Source organism: Enterobacter sp. JH25 (assembly GCF_021725435.1).
Lineage (GTDB): Bacteria > Pseudomonadota > Gammaproteobacteria > Enterobacterales > Enterobacteriaceae > Enterobacter > Enterobacter intestinihominis.
The window spans coordinates 2,118,500-2,134,664 of record NZ_CP091319.1 but is presented as its reverse complement, the minus strand read 5'-3'; the positions used below and the strand labels follow the sequence as shown (position 1 = coordinate 2,134,664).

The 16,165-nt window shown below is 56.2% G+C and carries 18 protein-coding genes; 7 read left to right on the top strand and 11 right to left on the bottom strand.

The window, feature by feature from the left end; genetic code table 11:
- The first annotated feature begins 168 nt into the window (after positions 1–168).
- A complete protein-coding gene (locus L2Y28_RS10410) occupies positions 169–1,143 on the top strand; it encodes a DUF1852 domain-containing protein (protein WP_022648047.1) in 975 nt (324 codons plus the stop codon).
- Positions 1,144–1,169: 26 nt separating this feature from the next.
- Entirely contained in the window at positions 1,170–2,198 is a 1,029-nt protein-coding gene (locus L2Y28_RS10405; protein ID WP_022648046.1) for a methionine synthase, read from the top strand.
- A 3-nt stretch (positions 2,199–2,201) separates the two neighbouring features.
- Here L2Y28_RS10405 and L2Y28_RS10400 read toward each other — a convergent pair whose 3' ends face one another.
- A complete protein-coding gene (locus tag L2Y28_RS10400) occupies positions 2,202–3,134 on the bottom strand; it encodes a LysR family transcriptional regulator (protein ID WP_022648045.1) in 933 nt (310 codons plus the stop codon).
- A gap of 98 nt (positions 3,135–3,232) precedes the next feature.
- On the opposite strand from L2Y28_RS10400, the gene L2Y28_RS10395 reads away from it, so the two are divergent.
- Positions 3,233–3,667, top strand: coding sequence for a DMT family transporter (locus L2Y28_RS10395; RefSeq protein WP_003857304.1), 435 nt, complete (start codon positions 3,233–3,235; stop codon positions 3,665–3,667).
- A 4-nt stretch (positions 3,668–3,671) separates the two neighbouring features.
- On the top strand, positions 3,672–4,130 hold the full coding sequence (locus L2Y28_RS10390; RefSeq protein ID WP_022648044.1) for a DMT family transporter: 459 nt from the start codon (positions 3,672–3,674) through the stop codon (positions 4,128–4,130).
- Here the strand turns inward: L2Y28_RS10390 and L2Y28_RS10385 are convergent.
- From L2Y28_RS10385 to L2Y28_RS10350, 8 genes are read right to left on the bottom strand one after another with little or no spacing between them, the layout of a single operon-like run.
- Positions 4,127–4,660: a DUF3833 domain-containing protein gene (locus L2Y28_RS10385; protein WP_022648043.1), complete on the bottom strand. Its 534-nt coding sequence runs from the start codon at positions 4,658–4,660 to the stop codon at positions 4,127–4,129. The two genes, L2Y28_RS10390 and L2Y28_RS10385, sit on opposite strands and share 4 nt — an antisense overlap.
- On the bottom strand, positions 4,657–5,181 hold the full coding sequence (locus L2Y28_RS10380) for a hypothetical protein (RefSeq protein WP_022648042.1): 525 nt from the start codon (positions 5,179–5,181) through the stop codon (positions 4,657–4,659). The genes L2Y28_RS10385 and L2Y28_RS10380 overlap by 4 nt, the downstream gene beginning before the upstream one ends.
- Positions 5,178–5,663, bottom strand: a complete 486-nt coding sequence (locus tag L2Y28_RS10375; protein WP_022648041.1) for a DUF2878 domain-containing protein — start codon at positions 5,661–5,663, stop codon at positions 5,178–5,180. Before L2Y28_RS10375 ends, L2Y28_RS10380 begins: the two co-directional genes overlap by 4 nt.
- The gene (locus tag L2Y28_RS10370) at positions 5,660–6,880 is read right to left on the bottom strand and encodes a cyclopropane-fatty-acyl-phospholipid synthase family protein (RefSeq protein ID WP_022648040.1); all 1,221 of its coding nucleotides are present in this window, start codon (positions 6,878–6,880) and stop codon (positions 5,660–5,662) included. Before L2Y28_RS10370 ends, L2Y28_RS10375 begins: the two co-directional genes overlap by 4 nt.
- Positions 6,877–7,599 carry a DUF1365 domain-containing protein gene (locus L2Y28_RS10365; protein ID WP_022648039.1) on the bottom strand — a complete coding sequence of 241 codons (723 nt, stop codon included), beginning with the start codon at positions 7,597–7,599 and terminating at the stop codon, positions 6,877–6,879. Before L2Y28_RS10365 ends, L2Y28_RS10370 begins: the two co-directional genes overlap by 4 nt.
- Before the next feature lies 1 nt (position 7,600).
- Positions 7,601–8,860, bottom strand: coding sequence for an NAD(P)/FAD-dependent oxidoreductase (locus L2Y28_RS10360; protein WP_022648038.1), 1,260 nt, complete (start codon positions 8,858–8,860; stop codon positions 7,601–7,603).
- The gene (locus L2Y28_RS10355; protein ID WP_022648037.1) at positions 8,857–9,576 is read right to left on the bottom strand and encodes an SDR family NAD(P)-dependent oxidoreductase; all 720 of its coding nucleotides are present in this window, start codon (positions 9,574–9,576) and stop codon (positions 8,857–8,859) included. The genes L2Y28_RS10360 and L2Y28_RS10355 overlap by 4 nt, the downstream gene beginning before the upstream one ends.
- The gene (locus L2Y28_RS10350; protein WP_022648036.1) at positions 9,573–10,007 is read right to left on the bottom strand and encodes a nuclear transport factor 2 family protein; all 435 of its coding nucleotides are present in this window, start codon (positions 10,005–10,007) and stop codon (positions 9,573–9,575) included. The genes L2Y28_RS10355 and L2Y28_RS10350 overlap by 4 nt, the downstream gene beginning before the upstream one ends.
- Before the next feature lie 258 nt (positions 10,008–10,265).
- On the opposite strand from L2Y28_RS10350, the gene L2Y28_RS10345 reads away from it, so the two are divergent.
- Both L2Y28_RS10345 and L2Y28_RS10340 read left to right on the top strand, forming a co-directional pair.
- Positions 10,266–10,463, top strand: a complete 198-nt coding sequence (locus L2Y28_RS10345) for a hypothetical protein (RefSeq protein WP_022648035.1) — start codon at positions 10,266–10,268, stop codon at positions 10,461–10,463.
- A 1-nt stretch (position 10,464) separates the two neighbouring features.
- Entirely contained in the window at positions 10,465–11,217 is a 753-nt protein-coding gene (locus tag L2Y28_RS10340; RefSeq protein WP_022648034.1) for a hypothetical protein, read from the top strand.
- Between the two features lie 53 nt (positions 11,218–11,270).
- Here the strand turns inward: L2Y28_RS10340 and L2Y28_RS10335 are convergent, their stop codons facing one another.
- Positions 11,271–13,247, bottom strand: a complete 1,977-nt coding sequence (locus tag L2Y28_RS10335; RefSeq protein WP_022648033.1) for an alkyl/aryl-sulfatase — start codon at positions 13,245–13,247, stop codon at positions 11,271–11,273.
- A gap of 203 nt (positions 13,248–13,450) precedes the next feature.
- Between L2Y28_RS10335 and L2Y28_RS10330 the strand changes: the two genes are divergently transcribed.
- Positions 13,451–14,086 (top strand): helix-turn-helix domain-containing protein, encoded by a 636-nt coding sequence (locus L2Y28_RS10330; RefSeq protein WP_022648032.1) that lies wholly within the window; start codon positions 13,451–13,453, stop codon positions 14,084–14,086.
- 38 nt (positions 14,087–14,124) lie between these two features.
- Here the strand turns inward: L2Y28_RS10330 and L2Y28_RS10325 are convergent, their stop codons facing one another.
- Positions 14,125–16,122, bottom strand: coding sequence for a choline BCCT transporter BetT (locus L2Y28_RS10325; RefSeq protein ID WP_022648031.1), 1,998 nt, complete (start codon positions 16,120–16,122; stop codon positions 14,125–14,127).
- Positions 16,123–16,165: the final 43 nt, after the last annotated feature.

Below are 16,165 nucleotides of genomic sequence, written 5' to 3'. Positions count from 1 at the left end.
GATCGTTTAAACCGGTTGGAAATGTCGGGGGATTATACCTGAATCGCGCAGTTCATGAAGAACCCTCATGACGCAGTGAAATTAAGTCACTTCCCCTGCGCCAGTGGCTCAGGCATAAATTATGCATTGATAACGTTTAGGCAACATGAACTTAGGATGCATAACCAAATGAGTCAGGCTTTCACATTTACCCTTAAGCGCAGTTGCTTTGATGAAAATTATAACCCGTCAGAAAACACGCGCACCACCACCAACTTCGCCAACCTGGCGCGTGGCGAGAAGCGTCAGGAGAACCTGCGCAATACGCTGATGATGATCAACAACCGCTTTAACGCGCTGGCGAGCTGGGATAACCCGAAAGCCGACCGCTATGCCGTCGAGCTGGAGATTATTTCAGTCGATATGAATATCGGCGGCGATTTTACTTTCCCGGCCATCGAAATTCTGCAAACGACGATCGTGGATAAAAAGACCCACGAGCGCATCGAAGGCATCGTCGGGAATAACTTCTCATCCTATGTTCGTGACTATGATTTCAGCGTCCTGCTGCTGGAACATAATAAAGATCAGCCCCGTTTTACCCTCCCCGAGAATTTTGGCGAGCTGCACGGCAATATCTTTAAAAGCTTCATTCATTCTGCGGAATATCAGGCGAACTTTAAAAAAGCACCGGTGATCTGCCTGAGCGTCTCCAGCAAAGACACCTATCGTCGTACCGGTAACCACCACCCGGTGCTGGGGTATGAGTACCAGCCGGACGGCGAGTCGCTAACGGAACAGTACTTCGCGAAGATGGGCCTCAAGGTTCGCTATTTCATGCCGGAAAACAGCGTCGCGCCATTTGCCTTCTTCTTCACCGGCGATTTACTGCGTGATTACACCAATCTGGAACTGATCGGCACCATCAGCACCATGGAGACGTTCCAGAAGATCTATCGACCAGAAATTTACAATGCCAATTCCGCTGCGGGACAGTGCTATCAGCCCGACCTGAATCAGCAGGATCACTCATTAACAAAAATCGTCTATGACCGGGAAGAGCGCAGCCGGCTGGCCATTGAACAGGGTAAATATACCGAAGAGCGGTTCATCAAACCCTATAAAACCCTTCTTGAGCAGTGGTCTCATCACTTCACGCTTTAATTTAATACGAATAAAAGGTTCTTCTTATGAAAACATTGCTCCCGACATCGACGGCTGGCAGCCTGCCGAAACCCACCTGGCTTGCGCAGCCGGAAACGCTCTGGTCGCCGTGGAAACTCCAGGACGAGGAATTACTGGCAGGGAAACAGGATGCGCTGCGTTTGTCTCTGGATGAACAGATTCGCGCCGGGATTGATATCGTCAGCGACGGGGAACAAACCCGCCAGCATTTCGTCACCACCTTTATTGAACATCTCAGCGGCGTGGATTTTGAAAATCGTCAGACGGTGCGCATCCGTAACCGTTACGATGCCAGCGTGCCGACCGTGGTAGACGCGGTGGCGCGCCAGAAACCGGTGTTTGTAGACGACGCGAAATACCTGCGCCAGCTGACGGATAAGCCGATCAAGTGGGCGCTGCCCGGCCCGATGACCATGATCGACACGCTATACGATGCTCACTATAAAAGCCGCGAAAAGCTGGCCTGGGAGTTCGCTAAAATTCTCAATCAGGAAGCCCGCGAGCTGGAGGCGGCCGGCGTTGACATTATTCAGTTCGACGAACCTGCCTTTAACGTCTTTTTCGACGAAGTGAATGACTGGGGCATCGCCGCGCTGGAGCGCGCCATTGAAGGGCTGAAATGCGAAACCGCAGTACATATCTGCTACGGGTACGGCATCAAAGCCAATACGGACTGGAAAAAAACGCTCGGCTCCGAGTGGCGCCAGTATGAAGAGGCGTTTCCTAAGTTGCAGACCTCAAAGATCGATATCATCTCACTGGAGTGCCACAACTCGCGCGTGCCGATGGATCTACTGGAGCTGATCCGCGGTAAAAAAGTGATGGTCGGGGCAATTGATGTTGCCACCCAGACCATCGAAACGCCGGAAGAGGTTGCCGATACGCTGCGCAAGGCGTTGCAGTTTGTGGATGCAGACAAGCTCTATCCGTCCACTAACTGCGGCATGGCTCCCCTTTCCCGCCAGGTCGCCAATGGTAAGCTGAAGGCATTAAGCGCCGGGACTGACATTATCCGTCGCGAGCTTGCCCGCTAACCTTCAGGTTTGCCAGTACAGCGGCGTACCGAACCGCTCAATATAGTAGTCAATCACCGCCCTGACGTTCAGGGGCGGATGACGCGCGTTCGGGTAAATCGCCGCAATCGTCAGTGGCTCCGTATTAATAGAACACTCCATTTCCGGCAGCAGTGCCACCAGCTCACCGCTTTTGAGCCGTTCGCTCACCATCCAGTCCGGGAATAGCACAACGCCCATGCCGCCCAGCGCCGCAATCAGGAGCGTTTCCGCGTTATTGGAAGTCATCAGCGGTACGATGGGATAGTGAACCCACGCCTCGCCCGGCTGCCGGATTAGCCAGCGGTTAGGCCCGGACGAGCCGCGGTAAACCAGACAGTGGTGACGGCTGAGATCGTCCGGCCCCTCGGGTGCGCCATGTTTTTGCAGATAGTCCGGCGAGGCCGCCAGATGGTAGAACTGCTGACCGAACACCCGGGCGTGAAACGAGGAGTCCGTCAGCACGCCGATGCGGAAGATAACGTCCGCGGCGTCGCGGTGCGGATCGATAAAATCGTCGGTGAGGGTCAGTTCAATGGAGAGACGAGGATAACGCGCCAGAAGCCCCGGCAGGCCCGGCGCGATGTGCCGTTGTCCGAAAAAGACCGGGCCATTGATACGCAGCGTGCCCGACGGCTCGCAGGCGCGTTCATCCAGCTCGCGTCGCGCATCCTCCAGATTTCCGGCCATCGCCCGGGCATAGCGCACAAAAAGATGCCCGCTCTCTGTGGGCATAATCGCCCGCGTGTTGCGGTAGAAAAGCTGTTGCCCGAGGGCGTCCTCAAGCTGGTGGATCATGCGGGAAACCTGCGACGCAGAAATTCCTTCCCGCCTCGCCACCACGGAAAAATTCTGCGTTTCATAAACGTCGATGAAGATCAGCAGCGCGCGAATGCTGATATGTCCGGCATCCATCATTAATGCATTTCCTGCACAGGTGTTTCCTGCATTATGGCATTTTTCTCAATGATGTTCAGACGTAATCTTCTCCGCCTGGAAAAAGGAGAAAAAGCGTTATGCACATTATTTTAATTTTACTGGTGATTGCCGGCGGCATGGGGCTGTCCGTGGAAGCCGGGCTGCTGGGGCCGCTGGGCGCGGAGGTGGGCGACCTGTGGGCGGCGTTCAGCATATTTAGCGTGGGAACCGGGCTGACGTTTCTGCTGATGCTGTTTTTCAGCCCCCGCAACAGTCCCTCATTTTTTGCGCAGCCGTCATGGCACCTGCTGGGCGGCGTGCTCGGCCCGGTCTACGTCATCATTCTCACCATTGCCACGCCAGCGATCGGTATTGCTATGACGATGATCGGCATTCTGGCAGGCCAGGTCTTTAAAAGCCTGATTATTGACCACTATGGCCTGCTGGGTACGCCGCACCGCAGGATCGATACAAAACGCATTATTGCGCTGGGATTTATCATCGCCGCGCTCATTCTCGTGGCGCAGGGGTAACGTTATGACAGTGATTATGATTATTCTGGCGGTGATTGGCGGCGCGACACTGAGCATTCAGGCTGCCATTAACGGGCAATTAGGCAGCAGCGTGGGGGTATTCAAAAGCGCGTTTCTGACCTTTTCCGTCGGCGCGCTGGTAACCGCCCTGCTCATTTTCTTTTTTGAGCCGAAACAGGCGGTCAGCCTGATGGATGTGCCCAAGTGGCAGCTTCTGGGCGCCCTGTGCGGCGTGCCCTATATAGTGATTATGGTGCTCGCGGTGCAGCGTATCGGCACCGCCGTTGCCACGGTAGCGGTGATCCTGGGTCAGTTGGCCATGAGCATGCTGATTGATAACTTTGGCTGGCTGAACAATGAAGCCATTCCGTTTTCAGCGAGCCGTTTCGGGGCCGTGGTCTGCCTGAGTATCGCGCTCTTCTTCATCTACTCAAGCAGTAAACCTCAGCCCGAAGAGGATTAACCGCCCTCTTTGCGGGTAAAGAACAGCGTCACCGTGGCGACGGTGACGCCAAATTTCTTCATCTCGGTTTTATTGAATAGGCGGGTGCTGTCCTGCAAATACATCCAGTCATCAAAGTGCAGCAGCCAGGTTTTACCGTCCGCCTTCACGTTCATGCTGTAGCGCCAGTTAAGGGCGTTGCCCGAAACCTGACCTGTCGCGACACCTTCTATGTCACCCGCCGTGCCTTCGTAACGATCGTGGCTAATGCGGCGGATATGCCAGACGCGCTGCTGCTTCTCGCCGTCGTCATAGACAAAATGCTCGTTCAGCGTCAGCGTATCGCCGATGACATCTCCGGCGATCTCGACGTGAAAACGGCGGATCTGCTTACCGCTGCGGTCCTGCACCATCCCCCACGCCTCGGTTTTGCCCTGGAAGTAGTGGAAAATATCAAGCCTTGGCTGCTGCTGACGATACTCGGTCACTTCTGTGCTGCACCCGGCCACCAGCATTGTCAGTGTAAGCGCCATTAACAGGACTCGTTTCATTGTGGTCCTCCGATTAACTGCTGACGCAGTTCAGGATACTCGGTGCGGGGATCGAGCCAGATCGCCAGAAAGCGCGAGCTAAACGCTGCCGACTGGCGCGGCCCGAGGGGCGTAAATTTTTTCTGCGACGCCGTGGGGCGATACCAGAATTGCCCCTGACCGTTATTAACCACAAACGCGAGCTGCGTGCCGGGCGTGACGTCGGGCCAGAGCGCTTTTAGCATCCGCAGCCAGGCTTCAATCTGCGGCTCCTGCTGCAAAATGCCCTGCGCCTGCCACTGGTCGCGGGTCGCCTCGACCAGGTCGTCGCCATCGATATCCCGGGCATAGGTGATAATCAGCGCGTTATCGCTGTCTGTTCCTGTATAGCTGCCGTCGGGCGTCAGCAGTTGAGAGGTATAAACGGTAAACGGCCCCCAGGTGAGGGTGGCATCGCCTACCTTGCGCCAGCTCAGCCAGTCTGCCGCCTGCGCGTTACAGGCCATAACGGTTAGCGCGAGCGCGAGTAACAGATGTCTCATTGTTGTCTCCCCATCAGCAGGTGGAAAAACAGCATCAGCACCAGCCAGCCCGGGATCATCCAGCTGACGACGATAAAAGTCGGCTCCAGGAACGTGATGGCCCCCAGACGCTCGCCAAACAGGTAGGCCACCGGCCCGCCCAGGGTCGCCAGCGCTGTCAGCAGCCAGCCCGGCAAGGTGGTCGTGCGGGTCAGTTGCGTCCAGACGGTGGCAAACATCAGCCACAGCGCCACCATCCATAGCGGCATCAGAGACGTGCCAGTGAATGAAATCAACCCCGTCAGCGCCCAAAGGGCGTCCAGCATCGCGCCCGACGCCGCCAGCACAAGGGCGTATACCCGGTGTGATGGCGGTAACAGCAGCCAGGCAATCAGCGCCAGCGAGATCCAGATGACCAGCCCCTGCTCGCGAAACAGCACCACCAGCGTCCAGTAGAGATCAAACCCGATGGCCAGCAGAAAGACCTGCCCGTAGCGCTTCATACGCGTTCCGCAGTCAGTTGCACCACGCTGATGGTGCGGGCGTTAAACCCGGCTTCACAGTAGCCGAGGTAGTACAGCCACATCCTACGGAAACGGTCATCAAATCCGAGCTTTTCAATCTCCTGCCAGGCGTGAACGAAGCGCTGACGCCAGTGCGCCAGCGTGCGGGCGTAGTCCGGCCCCATATCGAAGAGGTTACGCACGACAAAATCGGTATGGCGGGTCATCAGTTCATTCATGGCGGTGATGCTGGGCAAAAAGCCGCCGGGGAAGATGTAGCGCTGAATAAAATCGACGCTTTTGCTGTAGTCGCGATAGCGCTGATCCTGAATGGTGATGGCCTGAATCGCCATCCGCCCGCCCGGACGCAGACGCGCCTGGCAGGTGCGGAAAAACGTTGGCAGGTAGCGTTGGCCGACGGCTTCAATCATCTCAACCGACACCAGCTTATCGTACACTCCGGTCAGATCGCGGTAGTCACAGAGCAGCACCTCAACGCGATCCTGTAAACCTGCCCGCGCGATCCGCGCGGTGGCCCAGTGGTACTGCTCCTGCGATAGCGTGGTAGTTGTTACCCGGCAGCCATAATGACGGGCGGCATATTCCGCCATCGCCCCCCAGCCGGTACCAATCTCCAGTAGATGATCGTTTGCGGTGAGCGCCAGTTGGTCGCACAGCCTGGCCATTTTTGCCTGCTGAGCCGCCGCCAGATCCTGCTCTTCCCCGGTAAACAGCGCGCTGGAGTAAAGGAGTTGTTCATCAAGGAAATGGGCGTAAAAGGCGTTGCCCAAATCGTAATGGGCGGCAATATTTTCCCGTGCCTGCGCGCGGGAGTTGCGCCGCATCCAGTGCCGTAGCCGCTCTACCGGTTTCCCGAGCAGGCGAAACCCTTTTTCCAGTTGCCCGAGGATCTGGCTATTGCGCGCTATCAGCTCCAGCAGCGGCGTCAGGTGGGCCGTCTCCCAGTCGCCATCTATCCACGCTTGTGCCGCGGCGAGGCTGCCCCCGGTTAAAATGCGCCAGTAGACACCCGGAGCGAGTACCTGCACCTCAGCGTGAAGCGCGGTGGAGGCGTCGCCGAACTGGAATGTCTGCGCGCCTTCACGCAGCGTCAGCGAGCCGCCGCGCAGCCCGTTCAGCAGGCGAAAAAGCAGCCATCGCGCGACGCGGACGTTGCGCGGGATATCGGGTTCAAGCGCAAAGACGGGATCGGTCATGAGCGTTCACTCCTGCTTAGGGGATGGTTATGCAGCGGCACGCGCTTCAGCCACAGCCTGAGCGCCTGCCAGTAAATAGCGAGAACGGTTTTGAGGGTCATCAACGGGATCCGCGCCAGCAGCGACCGCAGCGCTGCGCGCGTCAGCGGCTCCCGGCGCAGCGTCAGAGTGGCATCAAACACCTTCGTCTCCTGATGGTTTTCGATATGCATGCGCAGCGTGCTGGCCGGACTGTTGAAGCGCCAGTGGTAGACCATGTCCATCGGATTAAAGGGCGAGACGTGAAACGCTTTTTCCGTCGGCGGGGCGTCCCGCCCCGCTACCGCGTAGTAGTGTCGTTCATTCCACGGCGTGTTGCGGACTTCGGCGAGAACCCAGCGCAGGGTGTCTTCCCTGTCATAGCAGTAGTAAAAATTGACCGGGTTAAAATGAAAGCCGAAATAACGCAGTTGGGTTAGAAGCATGACCCGCCCCGCCGGGCGTTCGCCGGTCAGATTTTCCAGACGCTCAAGGACGCGCTCTTTGAGCGGCGTGCCCAGCGGGTAGTCCGCATCATAAAATGCCGCGGGCGCAACGCGGTTACGGCGCACACCGACGGAGGGCAGCGCGTCCAGCTCATCGAGATCGAGCCAGGCCATAAAGACGCTATAGGTAAAGTGGTGCGCTTTTGGCGAAAGACGGCGATGGCGCAATGTGCCGTGGTAAAGGCAGCTGTTCATCTCAGTTGCCCTCCCCGGCCGCGATGGCGTTTACCACATCCAGCGCACTGCGTACCCCATCTTCGTGGAAGCCGTTGTACCAGTACGCGCCGCAGAACCAGCTCCGCTGGCGACCGTTTATTTCTCCGCGTCGGGCCTGGGCTTGCCAGCTTTGCGGGTTAAAAAGCGGATGCTCATAGACAAAGCGGCGCAGCACATAGCGTTCTTCCACCGGCGTTTCCGGGTTGAGGGTGACGCAAAACAGCGGGCTACCCGGCGGCAGTCCCTGCAAGATATTCATGTTGTAGGTGACGCAGGCGCTGGCCCGATCCTGCTCGCTGAGGCGGTAGTTCCAGCTCGCCCACGCGCGCTTGCGCACCGGCAGCCAGCGCGGATCGCTGTGAAGCACCACCTCGTTACGCTGCCAGCCGATATCACCCAGCACCTCACGTTCAGCCTGCGTTGGGCTGGCGAGCATCGCCAGCGCCTGAGCGGAGTGGCAGGCGAAGATCACCTGATCAAAGTTATCTGTTACGCCCTCACGCGTTATATCAACCCCGCGAACGTGGCGAATAACCTGCTGCACCGGCGCATTGAGGTGCAGCGTCAGGCGATCGCCAAGCTTGTCCAGCATCGCGCGGATGTACTCCCGGGAGCCGCCCGGCACCACGTACCACTGCGGACGATGGGTAATGTCCAGCAGACCGTGGTTCTCGAAAAAGCGTAAAAAGAGCGGCAGCGGGAAGCGTTTCATCTCCTGTAGCGAGGATGACCAGATAGCCGCCCCCATTGGCAGAATGTAGTGACGGGCAAAAAAAGGCGTGAAGCGGTGCTGGTGCAGGAACGTCTCCAGCGTGGCGGACTCGCTGACGTCACCCCGGAGCGTCTGTCTCGCCAGCCGGTTAAAGCGCACGATCTCCTTCAGCAGCGTCCAGAAGGCAGGGTTTAACAGATTACGACGCTGGGCGAACAGCGACGTCAGCGTGTGGCCGTTGTACTCCAGCCCGCTCTGCGGGTTATGTACCGAAAAACTCATCTGCGTTTTTTGCCCGCTGATGCCCAGTTCGCTCAGCAGCCCCATGAAGCGCGGATAGGTGCGGTCGTTGTAGACAATAAAACCGGTGTCGATGGCAAAGTTGCCCTGCGGTGTGTCGACATCCACCGTTGCGGTATGACCGCCCGGCGTGGCCTGCGCTTCAAACAGCGTGACCTGATGATGTCCGGCGAGCCGCCAGGCACAGGTTAACCCGGCGATACCGCTGCCGATAATCGCGATCTTCATGGTCGCACCATCCTGCGCAGCAGTGCGCGCTGAAGTATATCGGGCAGACCGGAGAGCAGGCGCAGCGCCAGGCTAAACCCGGCGGGAAACGCGATATGATCCTTCCCTTTTGCCAGACCGCGACGAATGGCATGGACGGCGTCCTCCACGCTGACCCGGCCCGGCATCGGGAAATCATTTTTTCGGGTCAGCGGCGTGTCGACAAAACCAGGTGAAACGACCGTGACGGCGATCCCTTTCGGCTCCCAGTCGAGGCGCAGCGTGTCGGCAAACCAGGTTAACGCCGCTTTAGAGGCGCCATAGGCTTCGGCTCGCGGGAAGTGAAGCCAGTGCGCCATCGAACTGATCAGCACCACGCGGTTGCCGGATATCAGATGCGGCTGCAACGCCGCAAGGCAGTTTACCGGCCCCATAAAATTGGTGGTCATGACCCGCGCCACCAACGCGGCATCCACCTCGCCACGGTCGAGATACTCGCAGGTTCCGGCGCAAAGAATCACCGTGTCGGCAGCACAGTCCGCCAGCGCCTGGCGACAGGCGTCCCTGTCTGTCATATCGAACAGGCGCACCGTAATGTTGGGGCTGTGCTGATGCACGGCTGCCAGACGTTGCGCATCGCGCCCGCAGGCAATCACCCGGTAACCATCGTCGGCAAACGATTTCGCCAGCCCGGCCCCTATGCCCGAGCTTGCGCCGGTGATCAGAACCGTTTTCATGATTTCACTCTCCGCTTCACGCCGCGTACGGCCCAGCCGAGCACCGGAAGATGTTCGTAAATCATCTCTCCGGCATCGTAGTAATCCCGCTGGCGAACTATGCGATCGTCGCGCATGTCTACCACAGAGCAGCCCGGCAGCTGGCGCATTGCCCCCCGGGCAATACGCGGGTGCGACCAGTGCATCATCCAGGTAACAACAAAGCGATCGCCCTGCTGCAACGGTGCATCGACGGTAAAGCGGCACCGCTGGACGTTAGCCAGCAGGTGAGTGAAATAGCGCTGAATCGCGAACAACCCGCTGTGTTCGCCAAAGGGATCGATAAGCGTGGCATCGGCGCGATAAATCTTTGCCAGAGCCGAAGGTGGCTGGGTATCCAGCGTGGCGTAATAATCAACGAATCGACTGATGACGGACGGCAACGTGCTCATGGGTCACATCCTGGCTGTAAACAACGTAGCGAAATCGCATAATTAAAACTTACACAATTAGCGTTATTTGTCCAAGTTTGTGCAGATATATTTTTTATACCTCTTTTAATTCAGTATTTTAAAAACTTTCCCTGAGGTGCCAATTTGAGTCAAAAGCAGATTCTCACCGCCGTGCCGTTATTTTTTAGGGATAACCTTAAGGCAAAGGTGCCATTTATCTTCCAGACTTATCCTTTTAATTCATAAGGATGTCACGCGATGAAAAATTTACTGATGGCGCTCTTTTCCAGCCCGGAATCCTTGTTGCAGGTTATGAGTCACCAGGAAATTATCGAAGCCGTAGAGGATGGCGACCGCATCATCATCGATCAGGATGGAAACGCCTCGGTTAACTACAAAAGTAACGAGGTTCGGCAGGACTTTCTGCGCCATGTCAACGCGCTGAAGAGGGCCTGAAATGGGAACGGCAATATTCATGGTATTGATGGTATGCGGCTACTGGTACACCAGCCGCGATCTCTCAACCCGGTTCAAAATTAAGCGTTCATTCGGCTGGGATGTCTATTTCCTTGTGGCGCTGTATGGCTGCATTTTCGTTCTACAGGGCGTGATCGCCACCGGCCTGCTCTGGCTGCTGTTGTTCGCCCTCTCCGCCGCCGACAACACGTTCCATTTCACGTCCGCAAAATACGCCGACTGGCAAATTGATTTTATGAACTGGAGCTTTTTAGGGATTCAGGCTCCGGTCGTGGTGATGCTGGCCTTTGCGATCCTGTTTTGTCTCTATCGTTCTAACTGGGCCGGCAGCGCGCGGCTGGACGGCGAAGGCCGGAAAAAGCTCTACAAGCGGCTGGCGCAATCGAGCGGGATTGAACAACTGCTCTATCAGTGCATGGAGGAAGGTGAACTTGCGCACGTCACGCTGAAGTCGCGGCGGATTTATATTGGCATGATCCATACCGCCACGCTGGAGTATGAAAAAACCGCCAATATCGTGCTTATCCCGATGCTGAGCGGCTACCGCGACGGGGAGAACATGCAGCTGTGTATTGAGCACAACTACAGCAAATGGTACGCCGAGCATGAGGTTACGCTCGACTCAGAGCCAAAAAGCGCTATGGATTTCCGTAAGGTGATCATGCTTGATCAGATCGAGAGTATTTCGCTGTTCGATCCGGCAAGTGCCAGCGCGCTGGCGATGCGTGAATAAAAAAATGGCGCCTTATTTCTAAGGCGCCAGGATTATGTGGATGAAACCTGAACTTATGGCGTTACGATATTGAACCAGAAGTCAAATTTGTCCATGTAGCTCAGCATCTCTTCCAGCTTCGCCCCGTTTCCGCTCACCTTCACGTCACCTTTATCCATCGCCTGCTTCAGCGTCTCTTTCTTAAGGATGATGTTGTTCAGCGTGGTGCGGTCAAGCGCGATAGTTGCGTCGGCATCCTTCGCCTGCGCGTTGGCGGTATGGTTCAGCACGCCGTTTTCCAGCTCCAGCTTGTATTTGCCGCCATCCTTACCGAGATCGACATTGAAGACCGCCTTCGCGTTACCGGCCCGCACCCCGTTGATGTGCACACCCAGGTAGTCGAAGAACATTTCCGGGGTCATCGCTCGCACGGTATCCGGGCTGGCGGTGTTCGGCGTCGGCAGCTTCTTCACGCCATTACGCAGTTCTTGCGCGCCGGTCAGGTAGAAGTTACGCCAGGTGCCCGCTTCCGCCTGGTAACCTAACTGCTCAAGCGCGTCGGCTTCCAGATTACGGGCAGCCTGGTTGTTAGGATCGGCAAAGACCACTTTGCTGACCACCTGAGCAACCCAACGGTAATTACCCTGCTGATAATCCGCTTTGGCTTTCTGCATGATGGCATCAGCGCCGCCCATGTACTGCACGAACTTCTTCGCAGCCTGTTCAGGCGGCAGCTCGTCGAGGGTTGCCGGGTTGCCGTCGAACCAGCCGAGATAAAACACGTAAGTGGCTTTGACGTCGTGGCTAACGGAGCCGTAGTAACCGCGGCTTGCCCACTGTTTCTCGAGCGATTCCGGCAGCTTAAATTCTGCGGCGATCTCATCGCGAGTCAGGCCTTTGTTGGCCATACGCAGGGTCTGGTCGTTGATGTAGCGGTACATATCGCGCTGGCCTTTCATCAGCTTGACGATATTCTCGTTACCCCAGGTCGGCCAGTGGTGCTGCGCAATAATCACTTCCGCGTCCGCGCCCCAGCGCTCAATGGCGGCGTTAATGTACTTCGACCAGGCCAGCGGGTCGCGGATTTTCGCGCCGCGCAAGGAGTAGGTGTTGTGCAGAGTATGGGTCACGTCCTCTGCGGCCTCGATCATTTTCTTCTCTTTGACGTACCACAGCATCTCCGACGGAGCTTCTGAACCCGGCGCCATCATAAAGTCGTAGGTCAAGCCGTCGATCACTTCTTCCTGACCGGTATGGGTAATGTAGTCGGTCGGCGGGATGAGGGTGACAGTACCCGCAGAGGTGGTGGTGCCAAGGCCTGCACCCACCTGGCCTTTTGCATCCGGCTTCAGCAGGTTGCCGTACATATAGCTCGCACGGCGGCTCATCGCGTTTCCGGCCATAATGTTTTCGGAAACCGCCTCTTTCATAAAGCCATCCGGCGCGTAGATTTTCACTTTGCCAGACTTGACGTCAGCTTCGTCAACCACGCCGCGCAGGCCGCCATAGTGGTCAACGTGGCTGTGGGTGATCACCACAGCCACGACCGGTTTCTTGCCGCGGTTTGCATAGTAGAGATCCAGCGCTTCTTTCGCCGGTTCAGCGCTTAACAGCGGGTCAATAACGGTAATGCCCTTCTCGCCCTCAATGATGGTCATGTTGGAGAGATCGAGATTACGGATCTGATACACGCCGTCGGTGACCTTAAACAGCCCGCCAATGTTGATCAACTGTGACTGACGCCACAGACTCGGGTTTACCGTATCCGGGGCTTTTTCACCCTCTTTGACGAAATCATATTTCGCCGGGTTCCAGATAACGTTCCCCTGTTCGCCTTTGATCATGTTTTGCGGCAGCGGGGCGATAAAGCCTTTATGGGCATTTTCAAAGTCGGTTTTATCGGCAAACGGTAATTTGTTATACAGGGCGTTATTAGCCTGCTGGGTTGTAGGAGTGGCATCCTGCGGCTGTACTTCCGCAAACGCGGAAAGCGACAGCGACGTCAACACACCGGCCAGCGCCAGATGTTTAGCGATTATCGTTAATTTCATTAAATGGCCTCATAGATTAATTGCGCCGCCAGCGATATTTAATTGTGGCGGATAATTTTAATGCGAACTCATTGAGGACCATTCTAACCAGAATACCTTCCCTTCATAGTCCCATATGGGACTGGTTATTTATCGATTCGTAATCCGTGGGCTATTGCTGCTATACTCGCTACCATAGCAGACGTTGCGGGGAGAGGCTTAGCGTGAATTTTCAGGATATCCATACCTATTATCAGCAACTCAATATTGGGCAATTTTTTCCGCAAATGCTTTGTGAAGGCGAGGTCTTAACCGTTGCCGCAAATAAAAAACTCACCGTTGAACCTGGCTATATTTATTTCTGTACTGAAGGGTCGCTGACGATATTAATGCCTGATGATGGGCTGAATATTGGCAATACTATTGAGTATATGCCGATCGGTTTAATGGAAAGGTATTGTCCACTGGCGAAGTATGAATATCGCAGCAGTGCCAGGGTGAAACTGGTGAGAATATCCTGGGCCGACTTCGACCAGTTTTTTTTCCAGGGTGGGCCTGAGCGCATGCAGGCGCTGGCCACCATACTGACCTACATGTCGATATTCACCATCGACCTGCATAACGAACGCAGGCAGGTCACCAGCTACCAGACCATTAAACCCATGCTCTATCGCTATCTTTATCGGCAGGAAACCCACACGGGAGAGAATGAGGGTCTGGCGCTGTTTATCATCAAGCGCACTAACCTGTCGCGAACGCATGTCTTTCGCGTGCTGGCGGATCTTAAAGCCGGGGGCTATATCACCATGAAGCGCGGAAAGCTGGTGTCGATAGACCGTCCGCTGCCGGAGGCGTATTAAATTACGCCCCTGAAGCGAATGCTTCAGGGGCTGGCTGATTAACGCACCAGGTGCAGGAAGTGCAGATGTTTTTCATACTGGTCCAGGATATCGTTAATTAACTGCTCCTGGTTCCAGCCCATCACATCGTAATTTTGCCCACCTTCCTTGAGGTAGATTTCTGCCCGATAGTACCGGTGCTGTTCTGCCTGATTCTCATCATTCTCCATGGCCGCTAGCGCGAAGGTCGGCGAGTTATAGCCACGCAGCCTGACTTCATAAATGAAATTCAGCTCATTGCCTAAATCCACCTCAAGGCGAATACGATCGTCCGACGCGTCGCTGATATGGCTCTGCGTTCCCTGCTTATTCAGTTCATCCTGCACCAGCACCATGGCCGGTTTGATCACCTCTTCCATAAAGCGTTTCACCAGGGAGCGTTTAGGTAAGTAGGCGATGTTACGCAGTCTGCGCTGCCACGGAATGGGGTTACGGGCCGCTGTCGGCGCGATCGTGGCCATACTCAGGCTCTCGCGTTTGGTCAAATCGCGTCGGAGCGCCTTCAGCAACCCATAGATTGAGACCAGCAGGATCATCGAGAACGGTAGCGCGCTGGCGATAGTCACGGTTTGCAGCGCACTCAGTCCGCCCGCGAGCAGCAGCGCGATAGCGACTACGCCCATCAGCGCGGCCCAGAAGATGCGCTGCCAGACGGGGGTATTGGCCTCGCCGCCGGACGCGAGGGTATCCACCACCATCGCCCCGGAGTCGGCTGAGGTCACAAAGAAGACGATGACCATCGCCATGGCAATAAATGACAGCACGGAAGAGAACGGGAAATGCTCAAGGAAATTAAACAGCGCCAGCGCCACGTCCTGCTGGACGGTATTCGCCAGATCGGACGCTCCCTTGTTCATGATGAGGTAAATGGCGCTATTGCCGAACACCGTCATCCACATCAGGGTAAAGCCCGCCGGGACAAACAGCACGCCGGTGACGAACTCGCGGATGGTTCTGCCGCGGGACACACGGGCAATGAACATCCCGACAAACGGCGACCAAGACAGCCACCAGCCCCAGTACAGCAGCGTCCAGCCTCCCAGCCAGTTGCTGGATTTCGGTTCATAAGCGTACAGGTTAAACGTCTTGCTCACCAGCTCGGACAGGTATCCGCCGGTATTTTCCACAAAGGATTTCAGCAGGAGTACGGTTGGCCCCAGGCACAACACCAGCACCAGCAGCAGTACCGCCAGCCCCAGATTGAGCTCTGATAAAATGCGAATGCCTTTATCCAGACCGGACACCACAGAAATGGTCGCCAGCCCGGTAATCAGGACGATCAGGATCACCTGCACGGTATCGTTGATGGGCACGCCAAAAAGGTGGTTCAGCCCGGCATTGACCTGTAAAACGCCGTAACCTAACGAGGTCGCCACGCCAAATACGGTGCCGATTACCGCGAAGATATCCACCGCATGACCTATCGGGCCGTAAATACGGTCGCCGATAATCGGATAAAGCGCCGAACGAAGCGTCAAAGGCAGGCCGTGGCGGTAGCTGAAGAACGCCAGAATCAACGCAACGATGGCGTAGATAGCCCAGGCGTGCAGCCCCCAGTGGAAGAATGTCAGCCGCATGGCCTCTTTGGCCGCAGCGACCGTTTCAGGTGTCCCCACCGGCGGGGAAAGGTAGTGCATGACCGGCTCCGCCACGCCGAAGAACATCAGTCCGATCCCCATCCCCGCCGAGAACAGCATGGCGAACCAGGAGTGGTAGCTGAAGTCAGGCTGGGAGTGGTCGGGCCCGAGTTTAATATCGCCGTAGCGGGACAAGCCGAGGAACGTCACGCTCATTAAAATCAGCGCGACGGCAAGAATGTAAAACCAGCTGGCGTTGGTGAATATTTGCTGTTGCAGTAGCTTAAAGTTTTTATCGGCAACGTGAGGGAAAATCGCGGCAAAGGCGACAAGAAGGAAAATTAACAAAGCAGATGTGTAAAATACCGCTTTGTTAATCTGGCTTTTGGACTGCTTTGGGATAGTGTCGTTTTCACTCATATAGTGTCTTCCATAAACGCATTGACCGCTCTGAATGAGAGGC